This is a genomic window from Enterobacter sp. JUb54 (genome assembly GCF_014298075.1).
GTDB classification, from domain to species: Bacteria; Pseudomonadota; Gammaproteobacteria; order Enterobacterales; family Enterobacteriaceae; genus Klebsiella; species Klebsiella lignicola.
This window is the reverse complement of record NZ_CP060418.1, coordinates 3,953,745-3,973,139: the sequence shown is the minus strand read 5'-3', so window position 1 is coordinate 3,973,139 and position 19,395 is coordinate 3,953,745. Positions and strand designations below refer to the sequence as shown.

Sequence of the window (19,395 nt, the reverse complement as noted above, 5' to 3'; positions counted from 1 at the left end):
CCTTTTACCCTTTGTTGTTAATTACAGCTGGTGCCAGAATTTGTACCACCAGCACCAAAACCCACGTCACTATCAGCGGCATGAATACCACTTTGAAAACGGCCAGCGCCATCGCGAGGAGGGCAAAGGTCAGCAACACCTTGAATGCTTCACCGAAGGCGAAGGTCCAGGCCACACGGCCTTTAGATGGTGTATGCGCCTGATGACGCCAGGCAAAAATCATAAAAAACATGTTTGGCAAAACAACCGCCAAACCTCCGCATACTGCGGAGATGCCCCAGAAGGGGTCTTTTAGGCTGAACAGCAGTCCACTTGCTATTACTGCCAGTAACTGAATAAACAGAAGCTTACGAGCAACGTTTCGACTCAAGAGCGACACAGACATCACGTTTTTACTCCTGCTCCCTTTGAGGTATGTCGCGTGTCGTATAAAACGTCCTTTAAGACGAAGAGTCAAGCATCAAAAAGCGGACAAATTATACGGTGACGCCCCGTGATTTCAAACAATAAGTAGCAAAATAGTGAATAAATGTTTAATTATTTTCTGACTGGCAACTTTTCCTGCATTTTACCAATCTGTGAGCGATCATACGAAACTGCAAATACTGAGAAAACACAGAAAACAAAGCGTGCGACAGATCACATATTAAACATTTTTGGCTTAATCGAATTAATTCTGTTCATAAATTGTCTGATTTCATCGTTTTGATATTAAAGACAAAAAATAGCGACAATTTATAAAACAACCCTATATACAATAAAAACTACTCATTGACATTTATAATAAAAATTTAACATTCGTATGCTTTGTCAGCGCCTGTATTTTTAGCACGCTGATATTTTCAGTGTTGACTATATTATCTGTTAACAAATTGCCAAGGTTAACGACTGGATAACCCTTAGTAAAAACATGGTTAAAAAGAGTCCGATATCCGCGCGTACTGACGTCCATTTTTGTAACACGCGGCAGACTTTTTTTTTCACATTTTTTGATAAAATTTAAATCTTTTTTGGTTTAATAAGCACCAAATGGCGCTCCCCTTCCAGCTGCGGAACCTGCAGTTCAATCACCTCGCTGACCACATATCCTTCCGGAAGATTGGCCATTTCCTCTTCCTGAGCAACGCCTTTAAGCGCGTAGAAAGCGCCCTCTTCCGTCGGCAGGTGGTGACACCAGCTCACCATGTCATTGAGTGAAGCAAAGGCACGGCTGATGACGCCATCAAACGGCGGCTCTGCCGGAAACGCTTCCACGCGGCTTTGTACCGGCTCGATGTTATCCAGTTTTAGCTCATGCTGAACCTGGCGAAGAAAGCGTACGCGCTTGCCAAGGCTGTCCAGCAGCGTGAAGTGCGACTGCGGGCAGACGATAGCCAGAGGGATCCCCGGCAGACCCGGTCCTGTTCCGACATCGATAAAGCGGCTGCCTTTCAGGTGCGGCGCAACGACAATGCTATCGAGAATATGGCGTACCAACATTTCGTTCGGATCGCGAACGGAAGTCAGGTTATAGGCCTTGTTCCACTTATCCAGCAGTCCAACATACCCTACCAGCTGATTTTTCTGGTGATCGGAGAGCGAAATGCCAGCTTCTGCAAGCAGATGAGAAAGTTTGTTAAGCACTGTTGATACCTGTCTGAATAATTTGCCCGGTGCGCTAACGCTAACCGGGCATACAAGCTTGTGAGGCGGGTTAGCCATGCACCACCCGCCGGAAGACAATGAAATAGATTATGCGCTGCGGCGCAGCATGCCCTGTTTTTTCAGCCAGATCAGCAAAATGGAGATCGCCGCAGGGGTCACGCCTGAAATACGGGTAGCCTGGCCGATCGAAGACGGCTTGTGATCGTTTAGCTTGGCAATGACTTCATTCGACAGCCCAATCACCTGGCGGTAATCAAGGGTCGCCGGCAGTATCGTATTCTCATTACGCTGCTGCCTTTCGATCTCTTCCTGCTGGCGCGCAATATAGCCTTCGTATTTGACCTGAATCTCAACCTGCTCTGCGGCCTGCGTATCTCCCAGGCCCGGCGCGAATGGTGGCAGCTGGACCAGCTGCTCGTAGGTCATTTCCGGACGACGGAGTAAATCTTCACCGCTGGCTTCGCGAGAAAGCGGCGCGCTCAGATGCGCGTTAACGGCTTCAACGCTGTCTGCTGCCGGGTAAACCCAGGTCGATTTCAGGCGCTGACGTTCAAGCTCAATGCTTTCCAGCTTCTGATTGAAACGCGCCCAGCGTTCATCATCGACCAGACCCAGCTCACGCCCCTGTTCGGTCAGGCGCAGATCGGCATTATCCTCGCGCAGCATCAGACGATACTCCGCGCGGGAGGTAAACATGCGGTACGGTTCTTTGGTACCGAGCGTGCACAGGTCGTCGACCAGTACACCCAGGTAGGCTTCAGAACGCGCTGGCGCCCAACCCTCTTTTTCTGCAGAGAAGCGACCGGCGTTGAGGCCAGCAAGCAGACCCTGGGCAGCGGCTTCTTCGTATCCGGTAGTCCCGTTGATCTGACCGGCAAAGAACAGGCCGTGGATATATTTACTTTCCAGCGTCGGCTTCAGATCGCGAGGATCGAAGAAGTCGTACTCAATAGCGTAGCCTGGGCGAACGATTTTGGCGTTCTCCATGCCTTGCATCGAGCGAACAATCTGCATTTGTACATCGAATGGCAGGCTGGTGGAGATGCCGTTCGGATAAATTTCGTTTGAGGTCAGCCCTTCCGGCTCGAGGAAGATCTGATGCTGGTTGCGATCGGCAAAGCGCATCACTTTGTCTTCGATCGACGGGCAATAGCGTGGACCGATCCCTTCAATCACCCCGGCGTACATCGGGCTGCGATCGAGGTTATTGCGGATCACGTCATGGGTTTTCTCGTTGGTATACGTGATGTAGCACGGAACCTGACGCGGATGCTGATCCGCAGAGCCCATGAACGAGAAGACCGGCATTGGGTTATCGCCATGCTGTGGTGCCAGAACGCTGAAGTCGATAGTGCGGGCGTCAATACGCGGCGGCGTCCCGGTTTTCAGACGGCTAACGCGCAGCGGCAGTTCACGCAAGCGACGAGAGAGCGGGATAGACGGCGGATCGCCTGCACGGCCACCGCTGTAGTTATCCAGGCCAATGTGGATCTTGCCGTCGAGGAACGTCCCTACGGTCAGGACCACCGCTTTGGCGCGGAATTTCAGGCCCATCTGGGTCACTGCGCCGACAACGCGATCGTTTTCGACAATCAGATCTTCAACCGCCTGCTGGAAGATCATCAGGTTTGGCTGGTTTTCCAGGGCCGTGCGAACCGCCTGGCGATAGAGTACACGGTCAGCCTGTGCTCGGGTGGCACGTACCGCCGGGCCTTTGCTGGCGTTTAGTATCCTAAACTGAATGCCTGCCTGGTCGATCGCTTTCGCCATCAGGCCGCCAAGTGCATCCACTTCTTTTACCAGGTGTCCTTTCCCAATGCCGCCAATCGCCGGATTGCAGCTCATCTGCCCCAGCGTGTCGATATTGTGTGTCAAAAGCAGGGTTTGTTGACCCATTCGCGCTGCGGCCATCGCGGCCTCAGTGCCTGCATGACCCCCGCCAATGATGATGACGTCAAAAGGATCCTGATAAAACATGGTGGTATGCCTCGCATAAAGCGGTTTGAAAATGGATTGAAGCCCGGGCCGTGGATTCTACTCAACTTTAGTCGATCGAGAAAGCTCCGGGATCTTGAGTATTAAAAAGAAGATCTTTTATTTAGAGATCTGTTTTATTGTGATCTCTTATTAGGATCGAGCTTGTCTGTGGATAAGCCGGATCCAGACTTTAAGATCAACCGGTTAAGAAGGATCACTATCTGTGAATGATCGGTGATCCTGTTCCGTATAAGCTGGGATCAAAATGAAGGGTTATGCACAGCCCAAAAAGCGAGCAAGGGTTATTCTTTGGATAACTACCGGTTGATCAGAGCTTTTAAGCAGAGTTATACACAGAAAAACGGACGATCTTTACAAAACTCAGAGTAAATCTTTCCAGGATCCGACCCAAATCTCTGCCGGATCTTCCGGAATTTCATGTTCCAGCACATTTATCTTCAGCGTTTCGCCGATCTGTTTTGCGCCGCATGCTTTCAGCGCGCTGTCGATCTTGTCGATGGCTCCGCAGAAGGTGTCATATTCCCGGCTGCCAATACCAATGGCGCCAAAACGCACGGCAGACAGGTCTGCGCGTTGTTCCTGAATAGCTTCAAAGAACGGCAGCAGGTTATCAGGGATATCACCTGCACCATGAGTAGAGGAGATAACTAGCCAGATCCCTTCAGCCTGCAGATCCTCGATCAACGGACCGTGCTGGATTTCGGTGCTGTAGCCCGCCTCTTCCAGCTTTTCAGCCAGATGCTCCGCTACATATTCCGCACTGCCCAGGGTACTGCCGCTGATAAGCGTAATGTCTGCCATGATCGTCTGCTCAATTATTCAGAGTGGCACATTGTACGCTGTGTGTGAGCTGGGATCTACCTGTGGAAAATGTGGGATTAAAAAAGCCCGATCACGGGCGGATGGTCCGCATGATCGGGTTCTGCAGGGAGATCAGCGTCTCGGTGGACTGAATTTCATCGATTGTTTGGATCTTGTTGATAAGTACCTGCTGCAGGGCATCGATCGAGCGGCACATCACCTTGATAAAGATGCTGTAGTGCCCGGTGGTGTAGTAGGCCTCGGTGACCTCGTCGAGGCTTTCGAGTCTGGCCAGTGCGGAAGGATAGTCTTTGGCGCTTTTCAAAATAATGCCGATAAAGCAGCAGACGTCGTAGCCGAGCTGTTTAGGATTCACGTCGATGCGTGCGCCGGTAATGATCCCCGCCTGTTTCATCTTCTCTACGCGCACATGGATGGTGCCGGGGCTGACGCCAAACTGTTTGGCCAGTTCCGCGTACGCCGTGCGCGCATTGGCCATTAATGCCTCAAGGATGCCGCGGTCCAGATTGTCGATCTGATAATTTTCCATAGTTTTTTCTTATGATGTTTAATGATTCTTTCTATATTAGCCTGATATTTTAATGAATCAAAAGTGAACCCGGCTTTTTGTTGTTTGATTATTGAATTGGTGGCCTGTTTTGTTGCTTAATCAATACCAACAGGACGCAGGAGTTAAAAAAAATGAAAACCGCATACATCGCAAAACAACGCCAGATTAGTTTCGTTAAGTCGCACTTTTCCCGCCAGCTGGAAGAGAAGCTTGGTCTGATTGAAGTCCAGGCACCTATTTTAAGCCGCGTGGGAGACGGGACTCAGGACAACCTCTCTGGTAGCGAGAAAGCGGTTCAGGTTAAAGTGAAAACACTGCCAGACGATCAGTTCGAAGTGGTTCATTCGCTGGCGAAATGGAAACGTCAAACCCTGGGACAACACGACTTCAGCGCGGGCGAAGGGCTCTACACGCACATGAAAGCCCTTCGCCCCGATGAAGACCGACTGACCGCCATTCACTCTGTTTACGTCGACCAGTGGGACTGGGAACGCGTGATGGGGGATGGTGAGCGCCACGTCGGAACATTGAAATCGACCGTAGAGGCGATCTACGCCGGGATCAAAGCGACCGAAGCCGCGGCATGTAAAGAGTTTGGGCTGGCACCGTTCCTGCCAGAGCAGATTCAGTTTGTTCATAGCCAGGAGCTGCTGAGCCGCTATCCAGGCCTCGATGCCAAAGGGCGTGAGCGGGCGATTGCCAAAGAGCTGGGTGCCGTATTCCTTATTGGTATTGGCGGAAAGCTTTCTGATGGTCAGCGTCATGATGTTCGTGCGCCGGATTATGATGACTGGAGCACCTCAGCCGATGAAGGCTTGAGCGGCCTGAATGGCGATATTCTGGTGTGGAACCCGGTTCTGGAAGACGCGTTCGAGATCTCTTCCATGGGGATCCGCGTGGATGCTGATGCACTGAAACGCCAGCTGGCGATCACCGGTGATGAAGATCGCCTGAAGCTGGAGTGGCACCAGGCGCTGCTGCGCGGTGAGATGCCGCAGACGATCGGCGGCGGTATTGGCCAGTCTCGTCTGACCATGTTGCTGCTGCAGCTTGACCATATTGGCCAGGTACAGTGCGGCGTGTGGCCAGCTCAGGTTCGTGAGAGCGTGGACGCTCTTCTTTAATAGACCGTCGCCAGGTTTTAACGCCGCCAGCGTCGTAGCAGGCGGCTACGCAACCCGGTATCAAAGCGCCAGATATGATCGAAGATGCGCATAATGCCGGGTTTGCCATGTACCGACATCGCCACCGCGTGAAAGCGATGCTGATGTTTGCGCTGCAGTTCCCCCACCTGATTGATCACCTCATCCGGCAGACGCTGGGCAATAAAATCGGAAATCACCACCGCATCGGCATCCACCCACTGCGGGTTTTGCATGCGCTCAATAATGGATCGGAAACAGCTGGCTAGATCGGTACCGCCGCGAAAACGTTGGCTCAGGAAGCGGATCGCCTGCTCAAGCCCCTCGGGGCCGGTCAGTTCGTAATGCACCACTTCACTGGAGAACAGCATAATAAAGCAGCGGCGATTATCCGCCAGCGCCACCCGCATTAAGGCCAGGCAAAAGGCCTTGGCGCACTGTTCGTTGAAACCGCCCATCGAACCGGAGGTATCGACGCAGACGATAAACGGCCCGCGCGGCTGTTCGTCGACATCCTGCCGGGTGACCGGCCTCTCGGTGATTTTTTCCCGCCAGGCGTCGCCGTGCAGCCGATAGGTCAGCAACTGCTTTTCCACCAGCTTGCGGTAGAACTCGAATTCCAGCTCGGTGATCCCAAGCGTCGCCAGCTCCGGCGGAAGCAGGCGTAAAATATCGTCACTCTGCTGCAGGCCATCAACCTGTTCCGGTACCGTGGCCGGTTCGCGGACCAGGCTACGGAAGGCTTCCATCGGCGCCTCTTTTTTGGGGACCGATTTTGCTTCTCGTGAACGACCGAGCTGTTCAGCCAGCTGCATTAATTCCGGCTGCTGGCTAAGAAAATCACCGTAACGGATGATCAACTGATAGTCACCGCGCTTCAGTTCGCCGGCGCTCATATCCCACAGCCGCCCGGCGGCGTTATCGTTTTCCACTAGCACCGGTTCCAGCTGACCGCTGAGGGTCATGCGTTCCTGTACTTCACTGAGCAACTGATCCCGCTCCTCGTCCAGCAGCTGCTGGTTGAGGGAGGTCACCTGGACCACCAGGCTCAGGCGCCAGCGCTGTAAAAAGAGGGTATGCAGTGCGGGAGTGAAGGTGGTGTTGTCATCCACCAGCTGTTGCGCCTGGGCGGCAAATGGCGAGTGCTGGCTGCGCAGCCCGGTAAGGATCTGCGGCAGCTGGACGATGAACTGCGAGGTGGAGAGCAACTGCGCGCGTTGATAGCTTTGTACTTCCGCATCCAGCTCTGGCGGGACATGGGTCTCTTTGAGCCGGGCCCGGATCGACTCCCGCCAGCGCGGGATATCGGCAGCAATAATGTTTTTCAGGCGCGGGAATTTTTCGAAGAATACGGCAAGCTGAGGGGAGGCCAGCAGCGCCAGCAGCATCTCTTCGATCATCCCCTCTTCGCTGACTGCCAGCATGACATTCAGCATATCCAGCGTCATGGCTGACGTGCCTGCTTAATCTGCGCCCCGACGTCCTGCAGGCTGGCTTCGATACGCCCAAGCCAGTCACCAGGAATGAACAGGCATTTTTGCTGTTCGCTGAAGCGGTTATGTTGCTGGTACCACTCATCATCCAGCGCTTCCAGCTGCTGCCTGATTTCTGCCGGCATATTTTCCTGCGATTCGCAGCCGGGCAGTGAGAGGCGGGAACCCTGCAGGCTGACGTCGCGTACCACCAGGTGCTGGCTGGCATCGACATCGATAGTTAACAGCTGTGCGAAACCAATGCCGTTAAGCTTGCCACGGATCTCACCGCCTTTTTCCAGCCAGTGCGACAGCTCTTCGCGCACGAAGGTAATGTGGATAACGTTGATATCGTGCAGTTTAAGCGGCTGCTGGAGCAGTAAGGTCAGGGTGGCTTCCTGCAGCTCTGCAGGCAACTCATAGTGGGGTTTACGGCTGAACATTCCGCCAAGACGCGTCACCTTCAACGCGGTTTTGTCGCTGTGCTGCTGCTGGATTTGAATGCGTCGTTGGGTAATCGCCCCCAGTTTGGTCAACATGGCCTGCTGCTGCCAGGCGTGGCTGGTCATCAGGGCTTCCAGCTGCTGCGACATCAGATTCATGCTTTTGATATCGTGCCACAGGCAATCTTTCAGCAAGATCAGGTCGATAGGGGCAATGGTGTCCCGACCGCTGAAGAAGGCGCTGGCCTGCAACAGACGAATGGCTTTTTTCCAGCGACGGTCGGAGACATAAGGCGCATCAGACAGCGTATCCAGCTGCTGGCGCAGCTGGAACACCAACTCAAACACGCTATCCGGTAGCTTCACGCCGCTGATATCTTGCTGCCACTGGGTAAACTCTTCAGTGCTGATCTGCAGGCTGGTGGGTACCGGGTTACTGTTTTCATCCTGCTGGCTGACCAGCATAGAACGGAAATTTGTCTTATCCTGAACCTTATCCAGCCACAAGCGGATGAGCATGCGATCGTAGAGCGCTTCAAGACTGCTGTCCGCTTCCGGCAATTCGTTTGATGCCGCCACCAGCAGACGCATGGGGATTTTTTCCTCCGTAGCGCCATTGCGGAAGTGACGTTCGTTGATGGCCGTCAGCAGGGTGTTGAGGATTGCCGGGCCGGCTTTCCAGATCTCATCGAGGAACACAATTTCAGCTTCCGGCAGGTAGCCGGTGGTCAGACGCTCGTAGCGTCCTTCATCTTTCAGTGCCTGGATCGAGAGGGGGCCAAAAACTTCTTCCGGGGTGGAAAAGCGGGTCATCAGGTATTCAAAAGCGCGGGCTTGCTGGAAGGCGAACTTGAGGCGGCGGGCGATCAGGCTTTTCGCGATGCCCGGCGGGCCAAGTAAAAAAACGCTTTCTCCACTGAGCGCGGCAAGCAGGCAAAGTCGTATCGCGTGGCTGCGTTCGAACAAACCTTTTTCCAGCGAGGCACTTAGCCGGGAAATTCTTTCTGCCAGTAAATGTGATTGAGCCATAATTGAGTTGCGTGCTTTTTCATGTGTCGTTATTGAGTCGAGTATAGATGTTTGATTGGGTATGGTAATAGCCTGAAGAATCGATTTATTTTCTTTGAGTCAGATTAATATGATGTCAGTTAGGGGTACGATTCAGCAAATAATCGTGCATACTGTGCGCTTTTTGTGGGCCAAGGGACTAGGCACACATTTGTTTTATAAACGAAAAGACTAGTCTATGAGCACTGATAATAAGCAATCGCTGCCGGCCGTTACGCTGGCAGCCATCGGCGTGGTATATGGTGATATCGGTACCAGCCCGCTGTATACACTTCGAGAATGTTTGTCTGGTCAGTTTGGGTTTGGCGTTGAACGTGATGCCGTTTTTGGCTTTCTGTCGCTGATTTTCTGGCTGTTAATCTTTACCGTATCACTCAAATATATCACCTTCGTTATGCGTGCTGACAACGCCGGCGAAGGGGGGATCCTGACGCTGATGTCGTTGGCGGGACGTAACACGTCCGCACGAATGACATCGGTTCTGGTGATCCTTGGCCTGATTGGCGGCAGCTTCTTCTATGGCGAGGTGGTCATCACACCGGCTATCTCGGTGATGTCGGCCATTGAAGGTCTGGAGATTATTGCCCCGAATCTGGATACCTGGATTGTCCCCATCTCCATTATCGTGCTGACGCTGCTGTTTGCTATTCAAAAGCACGGTACCAGCATGGTCGGGAAGCTGTTTGCACCGATTATGCTGATCTGGTTCCTGCTGCTGGCAGTGCTGGGCGCAAGAAGCATTCTGGCCAACCCGGAAGTACTGCAGGCGCTTAACCCTTACTGGGCCTTCCATTTCTTCATGGAATATAAAACCGTCTCCTTCGTGGCATTAGGAGCGGTGGTGCTTTCTATTACCGGTGTCGAGGCGCTGTATGCTGACATGGGCCACTTCGGCAAATTGCCGATTCGCCTGGCGTGGTTTTCCGTGGTGCTGCCCTCGCTGGTGCTCAACTACTTCGGTCAGGGCGCGCTGCTGTTAAAGCACCCGGAAGCGATTAAAAACCCCTTCTTCCTGCTGGCGCCGGAATGGGCGCTGATCCCGATGCTGATCCTCGCCGCGCTGGCGACGGTCATCGCGTCGCAGGCGGTTATTTCGGGCGTCTTCTCCCTGACGCGCCAGGCGGTTCGTCTGGGCTATCTGTCGCCGATGCGCATCATCCATACGTCGGAAATGGAATCGGGTCAGATTTATATCCCGTTCATCAACTGGCTGCTGTACGTCTCGGTGGTTATCGTCATTATCAGCTTTGAGCACTCCTCCAATCTGGCGGCGGCGTACGGGATTGCGGTGACCGGGACCATGGTGCTGACGACCATCCTCTTCACCACCGTTGCGCGTAAAAACTGGCACTGGAATAAGTTCGTGGTGGCGTTGCTGCTTATCGGCTTTATGTGCATTGACCTGCCGCTGTTCTCGGCCAACCTCGATAAGATTGTCTCCGGTGGCTGGCTGCCGTTGACGCTGGGGCTGGTGATGTTCACGGTGATGACCACCTGGAAGAGCGAGCGTTTCCGCCTGCTGCGCCGTATGCACGAGCACGGCAACTCACTGGAAGCGATGATCTCTTCTCTGGAGAAATCGCCGCCGGTTCGCGTGCCGGGCACCGCGGTGTATATGTCCCGTGCGCTGAACGTGATTCCGTTTGCCCTGCTGCATAACCTCAAGCACAACAAGGTGCTGCACGAGCGGGTGATCCTCCTGACGCTGCGGACCGAAGATGCGCCTTATGTACACAATGTGCGTCGGGTCCAGATCGAGCAGATTTCGCCGTCGTTCTGGCGCGTGGTGGCCAGCTACGGCTGGCGCGAAACGCCGAACGTCGAAGAAGTGTTCCACCGCTGCGGGCTGGAAGGCCTGAGCTGCCGGATGATGGAAACCTCGTTCTTTATGTCGCATGAATCGCTGATTATCGGCAAGCGGCCGTGGTACCTGCGCCTGCGCGGGAAATTGTATCTCCTGCTGCAGCGCAATGCCCTGAGGGCGCCGGATCAGTTCGAAATCCCGCCAAACCGGGTCATCGAACTGGGTACCCAGGTCGAAATCTGATGTTCCTGAAGCCCTTCCTCGTGAAGGGCTTTTTGTGACCTTTTGCCCCGCTTCACATTTCTTCTCCGCGTTCGCGAAACGTTTCGATGGCGATCACATTTCTCTCCTCTGATGATGGTTTTCCGCTCGTTTATTGACAATACTTATCTCAGCGAAACGTTTCGCTAATGGAGCAAAAGAGAAAAATGAAAAAAGGCACCGTACTTAACGCTGATATTTCCTCGGTTATCTCGCGCCTGGGTCATACCGATACGCTGGTGGTCTGTGATGCTGGTTTACCGGTTCCTCACAGCAGCACGCGCATTGATATGGCGCTGACTCAGGGCGTTCCCTCCTTTATGCAGGTTCTGGAGGTGGTCACGGCGGAAATGCAGGTTGAAGCGGCGATCCTGGCGGAAGAGATCAAAACGCATAATCCGCAGCTCCATGCGACGTTGCTCACTCACCTCGAGCAGCTGCAGCAACACCAGGGAAATATCATTGATATTCGTTACACCAGTCATGAGCAGTTCAAAAAACAAACCGCTGAAAGTCAGGCGGTGATTCGCAGCGGGGAGTGTTCCCCGTATGCGAACGTTATTCTCTGTGCCGGCGTGACGTTCTGAGGTCGCCGATATGGAAGCCTTACTGCAATTAAAAGGGATCGATAAAGCGTTCCCTGGCGTGAAGGCGCTCTCCGGCGCCTCGCTGAATGTCTATGCTGGCCGCGTGATGGCGCTGGTCGGTGAAAACGGTGCTGGCAAATCCACCATGATGAAGGTGCTGACCGGTATCTATGCCCGCGATGCCGGCTCCCTACTGTGGCTGGGGAAAGAGGTCACCTTCAACGGACCGAAATCCTCCCAGGAAGCCGGAATCGGCATTATCCATCAGGAACTGAACCTGATTCCTCAACTGACGATCGCGGAAAACATTTTCCTCGGTCGCGAGTTCGTTAACCGGTTTGGCAAAATCGACTGGAAAACGATGTATGCCGAAGCCGACAAGCTGCTGGCGAAGCTGAACTTACGCTTTAACAGCCAGAAGCTGGTGGGCGATCTGTCGATTGGCGATCAGCAGATGGTTGAGATCGCCAAAGTGCTGAGCTTCGAGTCGAAGGTCATCATTATGGATGAACCGACGGATGCCCTGACTGATACTGAAACCGAATCCCTGTTCCGCGTCATTCGCGAGCTAAAAGCGCAAGGGCGCGGAATTGTCTATATCTCCCACCGCATGAAAGAGATCTTCGAGATTTGCGATGATGTGACGGTCTTCCGCGACGGGCAGTTTATCGCCGAGCGTGAAGTCGCCAGCCTCAATGAAGATCTGCTGATCGAAATGATGGTCGGCCGCAAGCTGGAAGATCAGTACCCGCATCTGGATAAAGCGCCGGGGGCGATTCGCCTCAAGGTAGACAACCTGTGCGGGCCGGGCGTTGAAAATATCACTTTCACCCTGCGTCAGGGCGAAATCCTCGGCGTCGCCGGGCTGATGGGCGCCGGACGAACGGAGCTGATGAAAGTACTGTACGGCGCGCTGGCGCGGCACAGCGGTAGCGTCACCCTCGACGGGCATGAAGTCGTGACCCGCTCTCCTCAGGATGGCCTGGCAAACGGTATTGTTTATATTTCCGAAGACCGTAAGCGCGATGGTTTAGTGCTCGGTATGTCGGTGAAAGAAAACATGTCTTTAACTGCGCTGCGCTATTTCAGCCATGCTGGTGGTCGCCTGAAACACGGCGATGAACAGCAGGCGGTGAGCGACTTTATCCGCTTATTCAATGTGAAAACGCCGTCAATGGAACAGGCGATTGGCCTGCTTTCCGGCGGTAACCAGCAGAAAGTGGCGATTGCCCGCGGGCTGATGACGCGGCCAAAAGTGCTGATCCTTGATGAGCCCACCCGTGGCGTGGACGTCGGGGCGAAGAAAGAGATCTACCAGCTGATCAACCAGTTTAAAGCCGATGGTCTGAGCATCATTCTGGTCTCCTCGGAGATGCCGGAAGTGTTAGGCATGAGCGATCGCATCATTGTGATGCATGAAGGGCATCTCGGCGGTGAATTTACACGCGAGCAGGCCACCCAGGAAGTATTGATGGCTGCCGCTGTGGGCAAGCTTAACCGTGTGAATCAGGAGTAAAAAAGATGACAACCCAGGCTGTTTCTGGTCGCCGCTATTTCACGAAAGCATGGCTGATGGAGCAAAAATCATTAATTGCTCTGTTGGTGCTGATAGCGATTGTGTCGACCATGAGCCCCAACTTTTTTACCGTCAATAACCTGTTCAATATCCTGCAACAGACGTCGGTCAACGCCATTATGGCCGTCGGGATGACGCTGGTCATTCTGACCTCAGGGATCGACCTGTCCGTCGGTTCTCTGCTGGCGCTGACCGGCGCGGTTGCCGCGTCGATTGTGGGCCTGGAGGTCAATGCGCTGGTGGCGATTGCTGGTGCGCTGGCGTTAGGCGCGGCAATCGGTGCGGTTACCGGCGTCATCGTGGCGAAAGGGCGTGTACAGGCCTTTATTGCCACCCTGGTGATGATGCTGCTGCTGCGCGGGGTGACGATGGTCTACACCAACGGCAGTCCGGTTAACACCGGGTTCACCGATAATGCCGATCTGTTTGGCTGGTTTGGTATCGGCCGCCCGTTAGGCATCCCGACGCCGGTGTGGATTATGGCTATCGTCTTTCTTGCGGCCTGGTACATGCTGCACCATACGCGGTTGGGTCGTTATATCTACGCGCTGGGCGGTAACGAAGCGGCAACCCGCTTGTCCGGCATCAGCGTCAATAAAGTCAAAATTATCGTCTACTCGTTGTGCGGCCTGCTGGCATCCCTGGCGGGGATTATCGAAGTGGCGCGTCTGTCTTCCGCGCAGCCGACGGCGGGTACCGGTTATGAACTGGATGCGATTGCGGCCGTCGTGCTTGGCGGCACCAGCCTCGCCGGTGGTAAAGGCCGTATCGTCGGGACACTGATCGGTGCGTTGATCCTTGGCTTCCTGAACAACGGACTGAATTTGTTAGGCGTTTCTTCCTATTACCAGATGATCGTGAAAGCGGTGGTAATTTTGCTGGCGGTGCTGGTAGACAACAAAAAGCAGTAACTAAGAACTCTACAGGACATCTTAACTATGAATATGAAAAAACTGGCGACCCTGGTCTCTGCTGTAGCCCTCAGTGCAACCGTCAGCGCTAATGCGATGGCGAAAGATACCATCGCCCTGGTAATCTCTACCCTCAATAACCCGTTCTTCGTCTCCCTGAAAGACGGGGCGCAGAAAGAAGCAGACAAACTGGGTTACAACCTGGTGGTGCTGGATTCACAAAACAACCCGGCGAAAGAGCTGGCGAACGTCCAGGACCTCACGGTGCGTGGCGCGAAGCTGCTGCTGATCAACCCGACCGATTCTGATGCGGTTGGCAACGCGGTGAAGATGGCTAACCAGGCGAAAATCCCGGTGATCACCCTTGACCGCCAGGCGGCAAAAGGCGACGTAGTCAGCCATATTGCTTCCGATAACGTGCAGGGCGGTAAAATGGCCGGCGACTATATCGCCAAAAAAGCCGGTGAAGGCGCGAAAGTGATTGAACTGCAAGGCATTGCCGGAACGTCTGCGGCACGCGAACGTGGTGAAGGTTTTAAACAGGCCGTTGCAGCACACAAATTCAATGTGCTGGCCAGCCAGCCGGCGGACTTCGATCGTACCAAAGGCCTGAACGTCATGCAGAACCTGCTGACGGCGCATCCTGATGTGAAAGCGGTGTTTGCTCAGAACGACGAAATGGCGCTCGGTGCGCTGCGCGCATTGCAAACTGCCGGTAAATCCGATGTGATGGTGGTTGGATTTGATGGCACTCCGGATGGCGAAAAAGCAGTAAACAGTGGCAAACTGGCAGCGACTATCGCCCAGTTGCCAGAGCAGATCGGCGTGAAAGGCGTGGAGACTGCTGATAAAGTGCTGAAGGGTGAGAAAGTGGATGCCAGCTATCCGGTTGAGCTGAAACTGGTCATTAAGCAGTAATATGCGATTCGGACCGGCAACGGTCCGAGGGACAACATAAAAAAGAAAAGCAGGGCATGCGCCACCGGAGTCCGGTGGCGCGCTTTCCCGGGAACAGAAATCATGAAAACCTCAGGCAAACTTGTCGTCCTTGGCAGCATCAATGCCGATCACATTCTTAACCTTGAATCTTTCCCGACGCCGGGTGAAACCGTCACCGGCCAGCACTATCAGGTGGCTTTCGGTGGTAAAGGGGCCAACCAGGCCGTTGCTGCCGGGCGAAGCGGGGCGGATATTGCGTTTATTGCCTGTACCGGTGATGACGATATCGGCGAGCGCGTTCGGCGCCAGCTGGAGCGCGATAACATCGATGTGACGCCAGTGCGAGCGGTAAAAGACCAATCGACCGGCGTGGCGCTGATCTTTGTTAATTCTGAAGGTGAGAATGTCATCGGTATTCATGCCGGCGCGAATGCCGCCCTCTCTGTGGCCCAGGTGGAAGCAGAAAAAGAGCGGATTGCAGGCGCACAGGCGCTGCTGATGCAGCTGGAATCTCCGCTGGAAAGCGTCCTGGCGGCAGCAACCATCGCTCATCAGCATCAAACAACCGTGGTACTGAACCCGGCACCGGCGCGTGAACTGCCTGATGCGCTGCTTTCGCTGGTGGATATCATTACCCCCAACGAAACCGAAGCGGAAAAGCTGACCGGTATCCACGTTGAAAACGATGACGATGCGGCAAAAGCGGCCCATGTGCTGCATGAAAAAGGCATCGGCATCGTGATGATTACCCTCGGCAGCCGCGGAGTATGGGTTAGCCGTGAAGGTGAAGGCCGTCGGGTTGCTGGTTTTAAAGTCCAGGCCATCGATACCATTGCCGCAGGCGATACCTTCAATGGCGCCGTCGTGACGGCGTTACTGGAAGGTACCGCGCTGGATGAAGCGATCCGCTATGCCCACGCCGCCGCCGCCATTGCCGTTACCCGCAAAGGCGCGCAGCCTTCGGTTCCATGGCGCAAAGAGATCGACGAGTTTTTACGTCAACAGGGGTAACGCTTGGCTACCATGAAGGATGTAGCCCGCGAAGCGGGCGTTTCCACTTCAACAGTGTCTCACGTCATTAATAAAGACCGCTTCGTCAGCGAAGCGATCACGGCCAAAGTCGATGCAGCGATAAAACATCTTAACTACGCGCCGTCTGCGCTGGCGCGCAGCCTCAAACTCAACCAGACCCGGACGATTGGCATGCTGATCACCGCCAGTACCAACCCGTTCTATTCGGAGCTGGTGCGCGGCGTCGAGCGCAGCTGTTTTGAACGCGGCTATAGCCTGGTGCTGTGTAATACCGAAGGCGATGAGCAGCGCATGAACCGCAATCTTGAGACGCTGATGCAAAAGCGTGTCGATGGCTTATTGCTGCTGTGTACTGAAACACACCAACCTTCGCCAGAAATAATGCAGCGCTACCCATCAGTACCGACGGTGATGATGGACTGGGCGCCGTTCGATGGCGACAGCGATCTGATCCAGGATAACTCGTTGCTGGGTGGCGATATGGCGACGCAGTACTTAATTGATAAAGGCTATACCCGGGTTGCCTGTATAGCAGGGCCGCTGGATAAAACGCCGTCGCGCCTGCGACTGGAGGGATACCATGCGGCGATGGCCCGCGCCGGACTTACCGTGGCTGAAGGCTATGTCATTACCAGCGATTTTGAATTTGGCGGCGGATTTAGCGCCATGCAAGCGCTACTGGCATTGCCCGAGCGGCCGCAGGCGGTGTTTGTCGGCAACGATGCGATGGCGGTGGGCGCGTATCAATCGCTTTATCAGGCCGGGCTGCGCATTCCGCAGGATATGGCGCTGGTGGGGTATGATGATATCGAACTGGCGCGCTACATGACGCCGCCGCTGACTACTATTCATCAACCCAAAGATGAGCTGGGTGAGCTGGCCATCGACGTGCTGATTCATCGTATGGCCGATCCGGGGCAGAAACAGCAGCGCGTTCAGCTGACCCCGGAGCTGGTGATTCGCGGCTCGGTCTAACGCTGGTGCCGTTCCTTTATCAGGTTGCGGCCATCTTTGGCTTTTAACAGCATAAATGTCAGCGCTGATACCACGGTAATCACCCCCATCGTAATAAAGGTGTAGTGGAACTGCTCGATGGTATTGGCGCTCTCAAACCCTTCATAAAAACGCAGCACGGCAGCACTAATCGCGACCCCGAGACTAATCGATAACTGCTGGGTGACGGCCAGCAGGCTATTACCGCCACTGGCGTTGTCATCGGTCAGGTCAGCCAGCGTGATGGTATTCATCGAGGTGAACTGGGTCGACATCGCCATCCCCAGCACAAACAGCGGCAGGAGTAGCATCCAGATCGGCATGCCCGGCGACTGGAATGAGAACTGGGCGATCATCACACCAATAAACAGCGTCACGCCAACCAGCGTTTTTCGGTAACCAAGCCATCGCAGAATCTGCGTCACGGTCGATTTCGCGATAATCGAACCGATGGCGGTGGGGGCTATCATGCAGCCGGCGACAATCGCCGGATAGCCAAAACCGACCTGCAGCATCAGCGGCATCAGAAACGGCACGCAGCCGGTCCCCAGACGCGTTGCCAGGTTTCCGGCAATCCCCACCGAGAAGGTACGAGTCTTAAATAATGACAGCGAGATCAGCGGCGTTGGGTGGCGGCGCGCGTGGCGGATATAGGCCAGCAGTAATATGACGCTCAGGGCGATGACGGAAAGCGCAATCCAGGTCGCTACAATTTTCTCGCCGAACAGTTCGATGCCGCTGGAGAACAGTACCAGGCTTAAACCAAACAGCAGGAAGCCGGTGGTATCGAAGCGACGGCGTGGGGTGGTGAAATCCGGCATATATTTACGCGCGTAGAGGATGCCGATAATGCCGATAGGGATATTAATGAGGAAAATCCAGTGCCAACTGGCCCAGGTCACCAGCACGCCACCGAGTACTGGCCCAAGAATGGGGCCGACCAGTCCCGGCATGGTGACGAAGTTCAGTACCGGCAGCAGTTCGCTACGCGGGTAGGCTCTTAATAATGCCAGGCGCGCTACCGGCATCATCATGGCGCCGCCGATCCCCTGAATAACGCGAAAGATAACCAGCTCCATCAACGAGCTGGAAAGGGCGCAGGCCAGCGAACCGAGCGTAAACAGGCCGACGGCGATAATAAAGACTTTGCGGGTACCGAAACGGTCAGCCAGCCATCCGCTGACCGGGATAAGCATGGCGACCGTTAATGTATAACTGATGATGGCGGATTGCATGGCCAGCGGCGAACGGTTGAGACTGTGCGCGATGGCAGGAAGGGCGGTGTTCAGAATGGTGGCATCAAGCGCCTGCATAAAAAAGGCCATTGCCGCAATCCACGGCAGCCCGGCCATACTACGCCCTTTCTTTTCGGTCATGCGAAACCCTTGTTATTTGCCTGAATGGTGTGGTGCGTTCAATAACGTCTGGCAGGCGTTAAGCGCTCGCGGGCCGTCGCTATCCTGAATGGCATCAACGATAGCCTGGTGGAGATCCAGCTTCACCACTTCATTCTGGGTAATAGAAGTAAAGTAGGTGTGGTAAACCGAATGAAACAGCGAGGCGAAGGAAATCAGGAACGGATTCCCGCTCATCTCATAGATGTGTTCGTGCCAGGCCATATCGACTTCAATCCAGCGTTCACGCTGAAAACGTCTTTTTAACTGCGCCATCTCTTCCATTAAGGTATTGAGCTGAGCCTTTTGTTCCGGGCTGCCTGTTGTCGCCGCCAGAAAACAGGCTTGTGGCTCCAGGCTGCTGCGCATGACAAGGAAATGGGAGACCACGTCTTCAAAATTATCTTCCGTTAGCCACCATGACAGCAGCTCTTTGTCGAGAAAGTTCCAGCTACTGCGTGGCATGACGCGGGTGCCGATGCGCGGGCGTGGCAGCAGCATTCCTTTTGCGGTGAGCGTCTTGACCGCTTCTCGTACCGCGGTACGGCTGACGCCGAACTGCTCGCCGAGATCCATTTCGCCGGGAAGGATACTTTCTGGCGGGTATTCACCGGTCAGGATTTTTTGAGCCAGTTTCTCCGCTAATACCCAGGAGATGTTCTTTTGTGCCGCCAGTTGCTGTGCGCTTAATGACATAAATGCCGTTCCTTTCTCTTTTTTACTGTATCAGTATGCCATCTGACGGCCGCTTTCGTTGGT

17 protein-coding genes are annotated in these 19,395 nt (G+C 54.3%); 8 read left to right on the top strand and 9 right to left on the bottom strand.

Annotation, left to right across the window (positions count from 1 at the left end; genetic code table 11):
• Window positions 1–4: 4 nt before the first annotated feature.
• The 5 genes from atpI to asnC all read right to left on the bottom strand — a co-directional run bounded on the left by atpI (window position 5) and on the right by asnC (window position 4,993).
• Window positions 5–385: a F0F1 ATP synthase subunit I gene (gene atpI, locus HF679_RS18290; RefSeq protein ID WP_123756966.1), complete on the bottom strand. Its 381-nt coding sequence runs from the start codon at window positions 383–385 to the stop codon at window positions 5–7.
• A gap of 614 nt (window positions 386–999) precedes the next feature.
• On the bottom strand, window positions 1,000–1,623 hold the full coding sequence (gene rsmG, locus HF679_RS18285) for a 16S rRNA (guanine(527)-N(7))-methyltransferase RsmG (RefSeq protein WP_123756965.1): 624 nt from the start codon (window positions 1,621–1,623) through the stop codon (window positions 1,000–1,002).
• A 108-nt stretch (window positions 1,624–1,731) separates the two neighbouring features.
• Window positions 1,732–3,621: a tRNA uridine-5-carboxymethylaminomethyl(34) synthesis enzyme MnmG gene (mnmG, locus tag HF679_RS18280; protein ID WP_123756964.1), complete on the bottom strand. Its 1,890-nt coding sequence runs from the start codon at window positions 3,619–3,621 to the stop codon at window positions 1,732–1,734.
• A gap of 381 nt (window positions 3,622–4,002) precedes the next feature.
• A complete protein-coding gene (gene mioC / locus HF679_RS18275) occupies window positions 4,003–4,443 on the bottom strand; it encodes an FMN-binding protein MioC (protein ID WP_123756963.1) in 441 nt (146 codons plus the stop codon).
• Between the two features lie 91 nt (window positions 4,444–4,534).
• Entirely contained in the window at window positions 4,535–4,993 is a 459-nt protein-coding gene (gene asnC / locus HF679_RS18270; protein ID WP_045853727.1) for a transcriptional regulator AsnC, read from the bottom strand.
• Window positions 4,994–5,145: 152 nt separating this feature from the next.
• Here asnC and asnA point away from each other — a divergent pair, with 152 nt between their 5' ends.
• On the top strand, window positions 5,146–6,138 hold the full coding sequence (gene asnA, locus HF679_RS18265; protein ID WP_187042276.1) for an aspartate--ammonia ligase: 993 nt from the start codon (window positions 5,146–5,148) through the stop codon (window positions 6,136–6,138).
• Window positions 6,139–6,155: 17 nt separating this feature from the next.
• Here the strand turns inward: asnA and viaA are convergent, their stop codons facing one another.
• Window positions 6,156–7,604: an ATPase RavA stimulator ViaA gene (viaA, locus tag HF679_RS18260; protein ID WP_123756961.1), complete on the bottom strand. Its 1,449-nt coding sequence runs from the start codon at window positions 7,602–7,604 to the stop codon at window positions 6,156–6,158.
• Entirely contained in the window at window positions 7,601–9,100 is a 1,500-nt protein-coding gene (ravA, locus tag HF679_RS18255; RefSeq protein WP_187042275.1) for an ATPase RavA, read from the bottom strand. The genes viaA and ravA overlap by 4 nt, the downstream gene beginning before the upstream one ends.
• 217 nt (window positions 9,101–9,317) lie before the next feature.
• Here ravA and kup point away from each other — a divergent pair, with 217 nt between their 5' ends.
• From kup to rbsR, 7 genes are all read left to right on the top strand, one after another.
• Window positions 9,318–11,186, top strand: a complete 1,869-nt coding sequence (gene kup / locus HF679_RS18250) for a low affinity potassium transporter Kup (RefSeq protein WP_123756959.1) — start codon at window positions 9,318–9,320, stop codon at window positions 11,184–11,186.
• A gap of 185 nt (window positions 11,187–11,371) precedes the next feature.
• A complete protein-coding gene (gene rbsD / locus HF679_RS18245) occupies window positions 11,372–11,791 on the top strand; it encodes a D-ribose pyranase (protein ID WP_123756958.1) in 420 nt (139 codons plus the stop codon).
• A gap of 10 nt (window positions 11,792–11,801) precedes the next feature.
• Window positions 11,802–13,307 (top strand): ribose ABC transporter ATP-binding protein RbsA, encoded by a 1,506-nt coding sequence (rbsA, locus tag HF679_RS18240; protein ID WP_123756957.1) that lies wholly within the window; start codon window positions 11,802–11,804, stop codon window positions 13,305–13,307.
• A gap of 5 nt (window positions 13,308–13,312) precedes the next feature.
• The gene (rbsC, locus tag HF679_RS18235; protein ID WP_123756956.1) at window positions 13,313–14,278 is read left to right on the top strand and encodes a ribose ABC transporter permease; all 966 of its coding nucleotides are present in this window, start codon (window positions 13,313–13,315) and stop codon (window positions 14,276–14,278) included.
• 27 nt (window positions 14,279–14,305) lie between these two features.
• On the top strand, window positions 14,306–15,196 hold the full coding sequence (gene rbsB / locus HF679_RS18230; protein ID WP_187042274.1) for a ribose ABC transporter substrate-binding protein RbsB: 891 nt from the start codon (window positions 14,306–14,308) through the stop codon (window positions 15,194–15,196).
• A 102-nt stretch (window positions 15,197–15,298) separates the two neighbouring features.
• Window positions 15,299–16,228, top strand: coding sequence for a ribokinase (gene rbsK, locus HF679_RS18225; protein WP_187042273.1), 930 nt, complete (start codon window positions 15,299–15,301; stop codon window positions 16,226–16,228).
• A 12-nt stretch (window positions 16,229–16,240) separates the two neighbouring features.
• Entirely contained in the window at window positions 16,241–17,224 is a 984-nt protein-coding gene (rbsR, locus tag HF679_RS18220) for a ribose operon transcriptional repressor RbsR (RefSeq protein ID WP_174509669.1), read from the top strand.
• On the opposite strand, the gene mdtD is transcribed toward rbsR, so the two are convergent.
• Both mdtD and HF679_RS18210 read right to left on the bottom strand, forming a co-directional pair.
• Window positions 17,221–18,618 carry a multidrug transporter subunit MdtD gene (gene mdtD, locus HF679_RS18215; protein ID WP_123756952.1) on the bottom strand — a complete coding sequence of 466 codons (1,398 nt, stop codon included), beginning with the start codon at window positions 18,616–18,618 and terminating at the stop codon, window positions 17,221–17,223. The two genes, rbsR and mdtD, sit on opposite strands and share 4 nt — an antisense overlap.
• 12 nt (window positions 18,619–18,630) lie before the next feature.
• Window positions 18,631–19,332: a FadR/GntR family transcriptional regulator gene (locus HF679_RS18210; protein ID WP_123756951.1), complete on the bottom strand. Its 702-nt coding sequence runs from the start codon at window positions 19,330–19,332 to the stop codon at window positions 18,631–18,633.
• Window positions 19,333–19,395: the final 63 nt, after the last annotated feature.